Here is a 12,211-nt window from a genome sequence, read left to right as displayed (position 1 = left end):
CATCAATATATGATTCCTAAGCGTATTTGTGCATGACTTTAAATCTGGTTCATTTGCTTTGCCACCTGTTCTTTTAAGCCTTTTGTGAGTTGCCGGTTGAGTGCCTTTTTTACGATCTTGTAAAGAAAATAAGGAGGCAGGAGAAATACTAAAGCAATAAGTATAGTGAGTAATCCTGGTCTATGGGAGAACACATCCCAAAATACCCAGGCGATATAAAGGGTGATTACTAACAGCGTGGACCACCAGATATATTTGGGAACGGTGTTGTTCTGAATAAATCGTTTGAAATAATAGTCCGTTCTCTTGAGTATCTTTTCTATACTATTTACGGTTGCAGCTGCTCCCGAATTGGCATTAATAATTTTATGGACTGATTTTGTTTTCTCTTCCACCCAAACAGATATAGGTAAATCATTGCGTAATACCAGCTGAAGGTTGGTAAGGGTAAGGGAAGCTTCTGCACCATCTTCTTCAACGACAGCAAATTCAGTTATATATGTGTGTGTTGTACTTGACGAAATGGGATTAGTTGTACCGGATACTTTACCTGATAGAAATCCTGTCCGGATAGTTCCGCCACCGCCTGATACATGAGTATCCGTTTGTACAAATTTATTAAGCCCTTGAACTTTTCCCTCATAAACATGGAAGACAAGCTCGACATTCATATACGTTACCGATTCTGTTTTCATTTGAGTTATATGGTTAACTGACGAAAATAACACCTGCGCCCGAAAATACCTAAAATGTAAAGTCATCTGGAGGTCTTAATTAAATTCAATACGGATAAGTTGCCTGTTTCACTAGGCGCAATTGGTATCAGTCATTGCCTGCGTTGACCATTGTATTGCGTAGGCAATATTTGTACACCGGCTTTTGCAAACGCTTCCGGTTTATATTCCCGAGATCTTTAATGTTATAAACCGTGTACGTTTCATGATTTGCCCTTTGCTTAAACGCTCTAATATGTGCATTCCATACTGTGCATTTCTTTAACCGGGTGGCTGTTACAAGGTATGCAAAAAAGAACTTCCACCCGGACCGTTTAATTTTAGAGGACGCCTTGCTCTAACCACTTTTGTAAACCAGCCTGTCGCATGCGTACTAATGCTTTGTTTTATACACACCCCGCGCCCTGAGTAACAAAGCTTTGCCTGCGAAGCTATTCCATGTCACTGATGCGGCCTGCATAAGGCTTACAGGTTATTTCCTCCCGCGGCAGGGTATATACACGGGTTTACATAAACAGGCGGTTTCACCGGAAAACCAGTGGTGCCCGTGCACTACTTTCGTTGTTCTAAAGGGTACATACCACACCAGGAGGCCGCTAGCCTGGTTTATACCCCCGTTGCGGAACTCCCGCGGGTACACTATTCCATATCATAACCAAAACCTGTAAATAGATGGAACAACCACACGTACACCACCATTCCTGCACACAATGCGCCTGCAACAACCCCATACTGGCGGCATTAAAAGAGGAACTCTTTGGCGAAGCAACCCTTGCCACCCTGCCTTCCGAAAGGATGGAACAGACAAAAGCAGCCGCACAAACCCTGATGTTCAGCGGGGGCACGATACGCCCGATGATCGAGGGCAAGGTCGATACTGTAGCGGCTATCGGTATTGCCGATGGCCAGGTTGCCGTCGCGGGCGACGAGGATAAGGTTAAAAATTATATGGAGCAACATCATCCCGGCTTCCGGCAGCGCGTATTAAAAGACGGCGAAACCTTACTGCCGGGCCTTATCGAGCCCCACGTACACATCGTACCTACGGCCTTACTGATGGGCTGGCTGGATCTTGGCGGGTTCGACGGACAGGAATTAAGGAAAGGGTACAGCGTTGAAATGATCACCAAGCTTATCCGCGACCAGGTACCCTCTGTTAAAAAAGGCGAGTGGTTGCTCGGTTATGGGCTGGACCCGGCTTTAATGCCCCTAATCGACGATAATAAAAACCTGGTCACCATAAATGCCATATTGCTCGATAAAATTACCGTAGAGGTACCGGTACTGATACTGGCGGCTTCGATGCATACCCTGTACGCCAATACACCTGCGCTGGAAAAAATATACCATAACACCAGCAATGGGGTATCGGCCAACCCTGATTATCCCAAACTGATCGAATACCTCGAAAAAACGCATGGCCGTTTACAGGAAGCGCCGGGCATGGATCCAGCCATCAAGACGATCCCTACGCAACAGGTTAAGGATATGGCCTTACAGTCTTTCGAACATATCAAAGCATTCCTGAAAACGGCGAATGAAAGAGGGGTAACGTTCTTGTATGACGCCGGTATGACCGGTGGCATGAAAGCCCTGCTGGAAGCTTATCTTGAAATACACAACCGGGTTGTTCGGATCGGCGCTGCAGAGATCTGCGATGCCAAATCAGTGGACTCCCTGAAGCCGTACAAGAAACATGAAAAGTATGAAGATGTATATATCGGCAATGTCAAAATCGTATCGGACGGTTCCAACCAGGGGCTGACCGGCTACCAATCGGAACCTTATTTATGTAAACCGAAGGAGAACTACGGTATATTTAATTTCGGTGCGCCGGATACCCGGCCCAAAACACCGCCTTCCGATTATAACAACCTGGTAGAAACGGTGATCGCCGGCAAAGGCTGGCCCCTGATGATCCATGCCAATGGTAACCGTGCTGTTCAGTTTGCCATCGATGTGTATGCAAACAATATACCGAAGCAGCAGGAACAGGGTCTCCGGCATCGTATCGAGCATTGTTCCCTGCTTACGCAGGATCAGCTGGTCGTGATGAAAAAGCTGGGTGTCTCTCCAAGTTTCCTGATCGGTCATGTCGGCTACTGGGGCTACGCCTTCGAGCAGGCCATCTTCCAGGATAAATCCAATATGCTCGACCTCTGCAAATCAGCGCTGGAACAAGGTATGCGCATTACTTTACACAGCGACCACCAGGTAAGTCCGCTGGGACCGCTGAGAATGATGGAGCAATCGATCACACGCATCACAGAAGCGATACCGGGAGAGCATGTATTGAACGAAGTAGAGTGCATCACGGCAGAGCAGGCATTAACCGCCATTACCTACGATGCGGCCTGGCAGTGCAATGCAGAACAATGGACCGGTTCGCTGGTGGCGGGCAACTTCGCAGATTTCGTGATCCTTGCAGAAGATCCGCTTAAAGTAAAGAACCCGTATAAATATATGCGCCATATCCCGGTACTCGAGACCTGGGTGGACGGCACACCGGTATACATCAATAAATAGTTCCGCAGGGAACCGGGCTTATGAAAATCAAAAATACCACTCCTGGCGGGGTGGTATTTTTTTTGAGCAGGAGGATTAAGCCAGCGGGCATTTCAGTTAAAACAAAGCGCATTCCGGCTAAACCTGTGGTGGGGGTTGTGCTGATATTTGCAGGATCAAAAAACTAAGATATGGCAACTACAAAATGGATATCAGATCCTGCGCACAGTGAAGTTCAATTTAAAATTAAACACCTGCTGATTTCAAACGTTACCGGTTTTTTTCGAAAATTCAGCATTACTATGGAGACAACAGGTAACGATTTTACGGGTGCAAAAATTAAATTTGTTGCAGCAGTAAATGCAATCGACACCAATAACGAACAACGTGACGAACATCTGAAAACTGCTGATTTTTTCGATATGGTAAACTACCCGGAAATTATCTTTGAAGGTTTGAAAATGGACAAAATTGATGACGGCAACTATAAATTATATGGTAATTTTATCATTAAAGACATCAGCAAAGCCATTGTATTGGATGTGGAATTTGGCGGCAGGGCTGAAGATCGCTTCGGAAATACGCATGCAGGCTTTACCCTTACCGGTAAAATCAATCGCCGCGATTTTGGGCTGGGGCCGGACAACCCGGGGTTAGGCAACGAAATAATGTTGCAGAGTAACCTGCAAGTCGTGAAACAAGTATAAGGTATGTTGCGTGGACAATTACATACGGTTAAGACAATTGGCGCCTATCATCGACTAAGACAGCTTCCTGAAGCCGGTCATCCCTTGATTAGCGTGATCGATCTTGAACAACTCCGGCCCTTAGGGCTTGCCGGAAATACAACATTTACTTTGGACTTTTACTGGATAGCGCTCAGGCGTTCTTCAAATGCAACTGCGAGATACGGACAGCAGGTCTACGATTTTAATAAAGGTATCTTGTCCTTTATGGCGCCCAAACAAGTTTTTAGTATTGCCTGTGACGACAAAAACGAATTACCTGAAAAGTCAGGTTGGGCACTCTTAGTCCATCCTGATTTTATCTGGAATACCACACTTGCAAAAACAATCGGGCAGTATGATTTTTTTGATTATTCAGTAAACGAAGGCTTGTTCCTGTCAGAAAAAGAAGAAAAAACGCTCAACGGGATTCTAGCGCTTATCGAGCAGGAATGTCAATCCGGTAGGGACCGGTTCAGTAAGCAAATCATCATAACACATCTTGAAAACTTACTCAGTTATGCGAACAGGTTTTATAACCGCCAATTCCTGACAAGGGAAAAATCCAATCATCAGATCTTAGAACGCCTGGAGGCACTGTTGGTCAATTATTTCAATAGTGAAGCGATCATTTCCAAAGGCTTGCCAACCGTCCGGTTTGTTGCAGATGCCTTGAATGTTTCGCCTAAATACCTGGGTAGTGTACTGCGCGTTTTGACCGGGCAAAATACGCAGCAACACATTCATGAAAAGTTAATTGAAAAAGCCAAAGAAAAATTATCTGTCACAAATCTTACGGTCAGCGAAATTGCTTACGAATTAGGCTTTGAACAGGTACAATCGTTCAGTCGGCTTTTTAAGACCAGGACGGGTTTTTCGCCTGTGGCGTTTCGGCGATCGTTTAGCTGAGGGGCCGCTTCATACACCTATATGCTGCGCGCAACAAAAAAGCACCGGTACCTGCCGGTGCTTTTCCTGTTTAGAATAAATTCTTCCCGTTTTTAACGGCATTAATAGGCCATCAGTTTGCAATGACCTGCGCCGAACCCGGGGGCGTGGAAACGGTTATCCAGTCGGCACAAAAGGAGCTGCATAAGGGCGTGACACAATTTGTAGCCGGGCCGAGGGCACAGGCGCCGTCCCCAACGGTCAGCCCGCCACCGTCGCAGCAGTCAAGGCCGTTATTTTGTATATCCGCTCCATGCCATTCAAAAAGACCACATACGGGAGGGGCCATAGCCGGGTTGACCGATCCGAATATAGCAAGTGGCACTACGGGGAATATACGTTTGTCGTGTGCCGGAATGATAAAGGTCAGCGAATAGGAACAGGGATCGCCAGGACAACCGCCATAGACGATAAAGTAAGCCTCACAGGGCCGGTTGTTTATCAGTTCCAGCGATTGCGCCTTGCTTCGGATATGGAGGGCAGTTATGGCCAGGATTACTAAAAAGATATGTTTCATCATGCGAATGATTAAAGGTTAAAACAAAGGGGTATTGTTATCATTAAAGGTATTGTCCTGCTGTCCGGAATGCCATAGGTTATTGACGTACGGCAGGACTGTATACCTGCCTGTACTAATAATCGCGCAGGTCTACAATGCCCGGGCCCCAGAACGTAGGGTAGTTGAAGGATACCTGGTATTGTGTTCCCGGGCCTCCACCTCCAATACCATAAACAAAGCCCGTAGGCGTACCGCAGGCACTGCTTACGGGTTCTCCTACCGTATATACGATCCCATACAAGATGGCGGTTACACCCACAATGGAAACATGCATGGGGTCGAAGCTCCTCAACGCAGGATAAGTGCTGCCGGCGCCCAGGGCTATCCAGTTATAACCCGGTACCAGCGGCACCGGTGGAACGAAGATCCCCGGTACGGGTATAAGAGTGCCGCAGCTCCGGTCATCTTCCAGGTAGAGGGTTAAATTGGTCGGGTTGTGGTTAAAATAATAGATTTCTTTTGCCTGTGCTCTTGCTGCTATGCTGGCGATCGTTAGGGCAGCAGCTAATAATAGTTTTTTCATAAGATTGGTGTTTTAAAACCGGAGATGAGGATTGGTTTGGTTTTGACCGGATTCTTTTTTGTAATCCGGGCGATAAATTGCGGGCCTGTTTTCACAAAACCACAGACCCGGTAACTGTTGCCGTTACCCTCCCGCCCGGGGTAGTACAGGATACCGGTGCTTAGGCCGGCGGGTAAGGTAAACAGCAAATGCCTTTTGTTGCATAGGATATAATGGCTGTAAGTAGCCTTACTGTTTAGTGGTGATAAAAAGCTTCAGGGGCTGTCGGATGGTTCCCGTAGGGGCAATAGGTTGTTGTACTGGCTCCGCCTGTTGCGGGACGGAGCTTACAGGAATGTTGTTCCGTGCTTGTAAAAATGCAGGGCCCGGTTACCTGTTTCAAGCTGCAGCCTGTTTATACTCAAAACAACAAAGTTTCGGTTTGCGGCACAAGGACAAATGTATAAGTGCAGGAAAAAACGAATAAGTGTAGCAAAAACGGTTCTCAGCAATCCGGACTTGCGGAATTGGGGGGCTTCAGTATTTGCTAAGGTATTTCCAGGGGTGCACATGCGCCGGCAGCATGCTACATCATGCACTGCAGAAAAGCGACCAGGAAAAAATACCTGGAAAATTGTTTATTTTCCTGCTGGTTTCAAATAACCACATGCCGAAAATGGAATTGAGAGATTTTATGGAACAGTATTTATTATACTCGAGGATTCCCATAACGGAGATCACCACCAAGGCCCCGTTTGCGTTTGCTATGGCCTTTACCGAGGAGCCCCAGTGCCGGAACTGGTATATAAGACAGCGGTTTAAGGATCTGCATGTAGATGTCGATCAATTCTGTTGCCTGGAACTTGCCTGCTGGCATCTCGAGGACCTGACGCAGACCGTACGCAAGGACCAGCGGCCAAGCCCTGAAAAGTTCGTGATCTATTGGGAAGATTTCAGGGCTTTCGGTATTCAGCATCCGTCGCGAAAATTCTGTATACCGATTGACTACTGCCCCTGGTGTGGCAAGCGCCTGCCACAATTCGACTATTATACAAAATACCGAAAAGAGGAGGAATAGCTACACATGCTCGCGCTATATAAATACCTTTGTTGGTACGCCGGTCGATTAACGGGTAGTATCCGTACCACGGCATGAGCTTAATACCTTTTCAATCCTTATTTATGAATACAGCAGAACAGATAGCAGCCTATATTACCGGCCAGCCGGGGGCCAAACAAGCGGAACTGCAGGAGCTGGACCGTTTGATCCGCAGGTTGTCGCCGGGTTGTACCTTATGGTTCCTGGATGGCAGAAACGGCGAAGGTAAAGTGGTGGCTAACCCGAATATCGGCTATGGTTCTTATACGATAAAATATGCTGATGGCACGAGCCGGAAATTCTACCAGGTGGGCCTGAGCGCCAACACAACGGGGATCTCGGTGTATATTATGGGTATTGCCGATAAAACTTATTTAGCCCGGACTTATGGCGCGCAATTGGGTAAAGCGAGTATTACCGGCTATTGTATTAAATTCAGGACATTGAAAAATATCGACCTGGATACCCTGGAAGCGGCCATACAATATGGCTTCGAAGCCGGGGATGAGGTAAGGGAAGGTGCTTAAGGTCGTGTTGATCGTTATGTACGCAGGTAAGGCTTAGGGCAGCCGATCTATGGCTAATGGTAAGCAGTGGAAAACCGGCTACCGGTAAGGCTTTGGTACGCTTAGCGTTTGTTCTTATCGCGCCGCTTTATCAGTTGGATCACTCTTTCTTTTACAAATACGGCTTCTGCATAGTAAATACCCAGGTATTCGATTTCGCCCCATGCGGACCGTTCGGTGCCGCTTTCTTTTGCTGTCTCGCTGTATAATTGTTGGAAGTGCCGGTCTCTTTGCCGGAGCCATTGCCGTTGCTCCTGTTTAAGCTGTGCTGCACCGGCGGGGCTCAACTGCTGCTTGAGTTGTTTATAAACCAGGTTTAGCAGGCTGTCCATTTGCATATATAACCCGGAAGTATAACCTAACATATTTATACCCTCGTCCAAATGCCGCTGTGTAACTGCTTCGATATCGCGGATCGTTTGCAGGGTTTGGGCAGATCCGGTTACCGGGTTGCCCGCTATTTGCAGCACAAGGATAAAGACTACACGTATACAGAAGTTCCCGGTAGACCTAAACATTGTTATTACTGTTTTAAGGGTACAATTTTGTAGGCACAACGTCTTCCGCCGCCCAGTACATGTTCTGTACGGCTCACGTCGGCCTGTAATACATCACGGAATACCTGGAGCTCGCTGCTGCAAAAGTTCTGGCAGGCGGCGGCCGCACTGCAAATGGGACAATGATCTTCGATAAGCAGGTAGCCCTGTTCCGCCTGTTCGCAGCGGGCCATATACCCTTCCTGGTCGCGCAAGGCGGCCAGCGTCTTTACTTTGGCTTCCAGGTCCTGTAGCCCGCCAAGAGCGGCCTGGTAGCGTAAGCGGGCATCCTGGGCGGAGGCGCTGATAACGGCCCTGATACCTTCTTCACCAAATAAAGTTTTCACTTGTTCAATAAGTTTTACCGCTACCTCAGCATGTGCGTCGGGGAAGAGGGCATGACCCGCCCCGGTCAATGCCCATACCTGTTTGGGGCGGCCGCGCCCGGTAACCACGGCCGATGCGGATACCAGCCCCTCTTTGGCAAGTTTGATCAGGTTAAACCGCGCACCCTCATTCGTAAGGCCCAGTTCGCGGGCCAGTTGCGTGAGGGGTAGGGCGCCCTTGTTTTTCAAAATACGGATTGCCCTGTCGTTGGCTATAATGGAAGTATTCATCTCGACCTCAAATTTAGTAAGCACAATATATTTTTCACTAACCGGGCATAAAATATATCTATGCTCCTGGCTCCGGCATAGCCGGTGCCGCACTACAGGGGACTTTGCGCCGGTTGGGTGGCACCGGTAAGCTGCTGTTCGCGCTTTTATTTATCAAATATACAAAGTGTTTATTTGGTTTAATATTTTTTAGCGGCTACTTTTGCGTGCAGGATACCCGGAGTAAAGCTGCCGGTCATCGATACCGCATTTACAAGGGTTAAGCTTGATTCCTCTATCTACACAAAAATGAATAGCTATGAGCATAAATACATCGTCTGATAAGGTTACCACCGCCGGTTGGGGCGCTTTGTTTGCCGGCGTTAATAAATACAAGGTTATTGTACTCGCCGTTGCGGTATTGCTGAACGTATCGAATATTTATATTACCGCTACGGTTTTACCCACGATTGTAAAAGAGATCGGCGGCCTCCGGTTTTACTCCTGGAATACCTCCCTGTTTGAAATTGCTTCGATTGTCGGTGCGGTATATTCCGCAAAGCTGTTTGCGGCTGCGGGGCCGGGTAAGGCTTACCAGGCTGGCTTGTTGTTGTTTATGGCCGGGTCCGCTGTATGTGCTGCCGCACCGGTAATGGAGGTGTTGCTTATGGGCAGGCTTATCCAGGGCCTTGGTGGCGGTTTGCTCTTTGCCTTGTCTTATGCGATGATCCGCATTATTTTCGAAGAACGGCTCTGGGCAAGGGTTATGGCCCTTATATCTGCTATGTGGGGCGCAGGCGCCTTTGTTGGGCCCTTTATCGGTGGTATTTTTGCGGAACATGGCAGTTGGCGCCTCGGCTTTGTAAGTATCCTGGTACTTGCGGCCGGTTTGCTGGTGCTTGCCCGGTATAGCCTGCCTCAAAAACATACAGAGGGTAAGAGCCTCCCCGTTTCCTGGTTTAAATTAGTATTGCTGGTATTGGTGGTGCTGATGGTTTCTATCGGCAGTATTTATGAGGGACTTACCATCAACCTGTTCTTTACCGGGCTGGCCGTACTCTTCCTGGCGGCCCTGGTGATGGCAGAAAACCGTAAGGGTATAAAACTATTGCCCACCGGGGCTTACAACCTGCGTACGTTGCTGGGTTCCTCGTACCTGGTCATGATCCTGTTTTCGCTGGTCGCGGCCGTCGAAATATTTATCCCTTATTTTTTACAGGTCATTTATGGCTACTCGCCGTTACAGTCGGGGTACCTTGCGGTACTGATCGCCCTGGGTTGGAGCCTCTCTTCCATGGGCTCTGCGGGCATACCGGTACGGCACCTGGGTAAGCTTACCGTAATAGCGGCTATACTGCTTATGGCTGGTCTGTACGGGCTTATGCTGGTGGCGCACGAACAGGCTACCGTATTCGAAATGATCCTGCTCGGCCTGGCCTTGCTTGCCATCGGTACCGGCCTTGGGCTGGTCTGGCCGCACCTTTCCGTGCGTATCCTTTCTTCTGCGCCGGCAGGCGAAGAGGAAAGAACTTCCGCATCGATCACGATTGTACAGTTGATTACCATGACCCTGGGTGCAGCCTTTGGTGGATTGGTCGCTAATTACAACGGTATGACATTGCCCGGCGGCCTGGCCGGCGCCAAATCCGCATCCGTGGCCTTATACGGCTTTTTTATGATTTGTCCGTTGCTGGTGCTCCTGCTGCTGTTGCTGCATAAAAATTTCCGGGATAATATGTTCCGGGGCGCCCGTAAATAAATGATCATCTATACATTTTCTTTTTCCCGGTAAATAAAAGATGCCACTATATACTCTTGTTCCATATGCCCGGCGCCCATGATCACACACAACAGCCGCTTCTCTTCCGGGAAGCGGCTGCAACTACAGGGGTATTGGTCCGGGTCCTGGTGTTTATATTACTTTCAAAACACCGCTGTCGGCCCGCAGGCTGGATCCATTGGTGGCGACAGAACGCGGGCTGGCAAGGTAGGTTACCAGGTTGGCGATCTCGCCGGGATCTATAAACCGCTGCAGCAGTATATGCGGATTGGATTGTTGCAGGATCATGTCTTTCACTTGTGCGATGTCCATCTGTTGGGCACGGGCTATCTCTGTTACCGCCTTGGCTACGCCCTCCGAGTAGGTAGGACCGCCTAATACGGTATTGACGGTAACGGCAGTGCCCCGGGTCAGCTTGGATAACCCGTTGCTGAGTGCGCTCATGGCGGCTTTGGTCATGCCATAGGGAATCATATTGCCCGGTACATTAACGCCCGATTCACTGCTGATAAAAATAATTCTTCCCCAACCTTTACCGATCATGCCGGGAAGCAGGTGCCGGGACAGGCGCATAGCGCTCATCAGGTTGATCTCAAAGTACCGGTACCAATCTTCGTCTGCTGTTTCAAAGAAATCGCCTATGCCGAAAATGCCGGCATTGTTGATCAGGATATCGATGTCTTCCAGTTGGGGCAACATTTTTTCGACCGCTTCCCGGTCGGACAGATCGGCGACGATTGCAGTTACAGCTGCACCGGGAAAAGCCTGTAGTAGCTGATCCAGGGCTTTACGCGCTTTATCCGGGTTGCTGCCGTTAATAATAACGGCAGCGCCCTCCTCTAATAGTTGTGAGGCAATGGCAAACCCGATGCCCTGTGTAGCACCGCTGATGAATGCCTTTTTTCCTTTTAGTTGTAAATCCATTATTGTATTTGTAAAGAGGTATATCGATAAAATTACCGGACGGTTAATCCAGTACCTGCAGCTGCAGGGCTATCTGTCTTTTAAGGACTTTCTTGTCGGGATAGATCCGGCGCAGCGCGTTAAGGCCGCACCAAAAGGTAACCAGGTATTTGGCAAGGGTATCTGCCGGGGTTTTTGAAGCGATATAGCCGTGCTTTTGCGCATGGGCAATAGCCTGTTTATAGAGCTTTTCCGTTTCGGTTAAAATCTCTGCGGCTTCCTGTTTCAGGTCTTCATCCACACACGTCATTTCGGTAAGAGTATTGACGACGATACAGCCTTTCTGGTGGGTTATCGGATCGGCATCAGCGATATCCAGGAAGAATTGCTTAATCGGCGCAACCTGGTTTTCACTTTGTTCCAGCTTTTGTTTAAAGGTCAGCAGGTCGGCGCTCCGTTGCTGTAGCGCTTTGCGGAACAATTCTTTTTTGCCGCCTTTAAAAGTGTTGTATAAACTACCGGCGCCCGCCCCGGTAGCGGTACTGAGGTCAGACAACGATGTGGCGTGGTAACCCCTTTGCCAGAATACTTCCTGTGCTTTAAGGACCAGTTCCTGGTCATCATGAATATTGGGTCTTCCTTTCATTTATTTTGTAATGATCATTACAAAAATAGGAAAATAAACGATCTCCGGCTTTCCCCGGGACAAAATTTTTTATGATCCGGGAGCTGGTACGGCCCGAAAAAGACTTTCCGTA

13 protein-coding genes are annotated in these 12,211 nt (G+C 48.4%); 6 read left to right on the top strand and 7 right to left on the bottom strand.

Features of this window, described 5'->3' with window-relative positions; translation table 11 throughout:
* Window positions 1–38: 38 nt before the first annotated feature.
* The gene (locus tag B0I18_RS14520; protein WP_146146748.1) at window positions 39–695 is read right to left on the bottom strand and encodes a hypothetical protein; all 657 of its coding nucleotides are present in this window, start codon (window positions 693–695) and stop codon (window positions 39–41) included.
* A gap of 711 nt (window positions 696–1,406) precedes the next feature.
* Between B0I18_RS14520 and B0I18_RS14515 the strand changes: the two genes are divergently transcribed.
* The 3 genes from B0I18_RS14515 to B0I18_RS14505 all read left to right on the top strand — a co-directional run bounded on the left by B0I18_RS14515 (window position 1,407) and on the right by B0I18_RS14505 (window position 4,873).
* A complete protein-coding gene (locus tag B0I18_RS14515; RefSeq protein ID WP_106523449.1) occupies window positions 1,407–3,260 on the top strand; it encodes an amidohydrolase in 1,854 nt (617 codons plus the stop codon).
* 170 nt (window positions 3,261–3,430) lie between these two features.
* Window positions 3,431–3,946, top strand: a complete 516-nt coding sequence (locus B0I18_RS14510; RefSeq protein WP_106523448.1) for a YceI family protein — start codon at window positions 3,431–3,433, stop codon at window positions 3,944–3,946.
* A 3-nt stretch (window positions 3,947–3,949) separates the two neighbouring features.
* Window positions 3,950–4,873: a helix-turn-helix domain-containing protein gene (locus B0I18_RS14505; protein ID WP_106523447.1), complete on the top strand. Its 924-nt coding sequence runs from the start codon at window positions 3,950–3,952 to the stop codon at window positions 4,871–4,873.
* A 112-nt stretch (window positions 4,874–4,985) separates the two neighbouring features.
* Here the strand turns inward: B0I18_RS14505 and B0I18_RS14500 are convergent, their stop codons facing one another.
* Both B0I18_RS14500 and B0I18_RS14495 read right to left on the bottom strand, forming a co-directional pair.
* Window positions 4,986–5,432 carry a hypothetical protein gene (locus B0I18_RS14500; protein ID WP_106523446.1) on the bottom strand — a complete coding sequence of 149 codons (447 nt, stop codon included), beginning with the start codon at window positions 5,430–5,432 and terminating at the stop codon, window positions 4,986–4,988.
* A 112-nt stretch (window positions 5,433–5,544) separates the two neighbouring features.
* Window positions 5,545–5,994: a hypothetical protein gene (locus B0I18_RS14495; RefSeq protein WP_106523445.1), complete on the bottom strand. Its 450-nt coding sequence runs from the start codon at window positions 5,992–5,994 to the stop codon at window positions 5,545–5,547.
* 655 nt (window positions 5,995–6,649) lie between these two features.
* Between B0I18_RS14495 and B0I18_RS14485 the strand changes: the two genes are divergently transcribed.
* Window positions 6,650–7,051, top strand: a complete 402-nt coding sequence (locus B0I18_RS14485) for a DUF6980 family protein (protein ID WP_146146747.1) — start codon at window positions 6,650–6,652, stop codon at window positions 7,049–7,051.
* 104 nt (window positions 7,052–7,155) lie between these two features.
* Window positions 7,156–7,599, top strand: a complete 444-nt coding sequence (locus tag B0I18_RS14480; RefSeq protein ID WP_106523442.1) for a DUF1801 domain-containing protein — start codon at window positions 7,156–7,158, stop codon at window positions 7,597–7,599.
* Window positions 7,600–7,700: 101 nt separating this feature from the next.
* Here B0I18_RS14480 and B0I18_RS14475 read toward each other — a convergent pair whose 3' ends face one another.
* Both B0I18_RS14475 and B0I18_RS14470 read right to left on the bottom strand, forming a co-directional pair.
* Entirely contained in the window at window positions 7,701–8,156 is a 456-nt protein-coding gene (locus B0I18_RS14475; RefSeq protein ID WP_106523441.1) for a lysozyme inhibitor LprI family protein, read from the bottom strand.
* Between the two features lie 5 nt (window positions 8,157–8,161).
* Window positions 8,162–8,791: a helix-turn-helix transcriptional regulator gene (locus B0I18_RS14470; RefSeq protein WP_106523440.1), complete on the bottom strand. Its 630-nt coding sequence runs from the start codon at window positions 8,789–8,791 to the stop codon at window positions 8,162–8,164.
* Between the two features lie 298 nt (window positions 8,792–9,089).
* On the opposite strand from B0I18_RS14470, the gene B0I18_RS14465 reads away from it, so the two are divergent.
* Window positions 9,090–10,529 (top strand): MFS transporter, encoded by a 1,440-nt coding sequence (locus tag B0I18_RS14465; RefSeq protein WP_106523439.1) that lies wholly within the window; start codon window positions 9,090–9,092, stop codon window positions 10,527–10,529.
* Window positions 10,530–10,682: 153 nt separating this feature from the next.
* Here the strand turns inward: B0I18_RS14465 and B0I18_RS14460 are convergent, their stop codons facing one another.
* Window positions 10,683–11,474: an SDR family NAD(P)-dependent oxidoreductase gene (locus B0I18_RS14460; RefSeq protein WP_106523438.1), complete on the bottom strand. Its 792-nt coding sequence runs from the start codon at window positions 11,472–11,474 to the stop codon at window positions 10,683–10,685.
* A 43-nt stretch (window positions 11,475–11,517) separates the two neighbouring features.
* Window positions 11,518–12,099 (bottom strand): TetR/AcrR family transcriptional regulator, encoded by a 582-nt coding sequence (locus tag B0I18_RS14455; protein ID WP_106523437.1) that lies wholly within the window; start codon window positions 12,097–12,099, stop codon window positions 11,518–11,520.
* Window positions 12,100–12,211: the final 112 nt, after the last annotated feature.

The organism is Taibaiella chishuiensis, assembly GCF_003014535.1.
Taxonomy (GTDB): Bacteria; Bacteroidota; Bacteroidia; order Chitinophagales; family Chitinophagaceae; genus Taibaiella; species Taibaiella chishuiensis.
Note: the sequence above shows the minus strand (reverse complement) of the source record. Positions and strands in the feature narration are given on the sequence as shown.

Excerpts from the sequence above, each read along its gene's own strand:
- B0I18_RS14520 (WP_146146748.1), bottom strand. The coding sequence starts at position 695 with ATGAAAACAGAATCGGTAACGTATATGAATGTCGAGCTTGTCTTCCAT.
- B0I18_RS14510 (WP_106523448.1), top strand. The coding sequence starts at position 3,431 with ATGGCAACTACAAAATGGATATCAGATCCTGCGCACAGTGAAGTTCAA.
- B0I18_RS14515 (WP_106523449.1), top strand. The coding sequence starts at position 1,407 with ATGGAACAACCACACGTACACCACCATTCCTGCACACAATGCGCCTGC.
- B0I18_RS14460 (WP_106523438.1), bottom strand. The coding sequence starts at position 11,474 with ATGGATTTACAACTAAAAGGAAAAAAGGCATTCATCAGCGGTGCTACA.
- B0I18_RS14485 (WP_146146747.1), top strand. The coding sequence starts at position 6,650 with ATGGAATTGAGAGATTTTATGGAACAGTATTTATTATACTCGAGGATT.
- B0I18_RS14480 (WP_106523442.1), top strand. The coding sequence starts at position 7,156 with ATGAATACAGCAGAACAGATAGCAGCCTATATTACCGGCCAGCCGGGG.
- B0I18_RS14475 (WP_106523441.1), bottom strand. The coding sequence starts at position 8,156 with ATGTTTAGGTCTACCGGGAACTTCTGTATACGTGTAGTCTTTATCCTT.
- B0I18_RS14505 (WP_106523447.1), top strand. The coding sequence starts at position 3,950 with ATGTTGCGTGGACAATTACATACGGTTAAGACAATTGGCGCCTATCAT.
- B0I18_RS14470 (WP_106523440.1), bottom strand. The coding sequence starts at position 8,791 with ATGAATACTTCCATTATAGCCAACGACAGGGCAATCCGTATTTTGAAA.
- B0I18_RS14495 (WP_106523445.1), bottom strand. The coding sequence starts at position 5,994 with ATGAAAAAACTATTATTAGCTGCTGCCCTAACGATCGCCAGCATAGCA.
- B0I18_RS14455 (WP_106523437.1), bottom strand. The coding sequence starts at position 12,099 with ATGAAAGGAAGACCCAATATTCATGATGACCAGGAACTGGTCCTTAAA.
- B0I18_RS14500 (WP_106523446.1), bottom strand. The coding sequence starts at position 5,432 with ATGATGAAACATATCTTTTTAGTAATCCTGGCCATAACTGCCCTCCAT.
- B0I18_RS14465 (WP_106523439.1), top strand. The coding sequence starts at position 9,090 with ATGAGCATAAATACATCGTCTGATAAGGTTACCACCGCCGGTTGGGGC.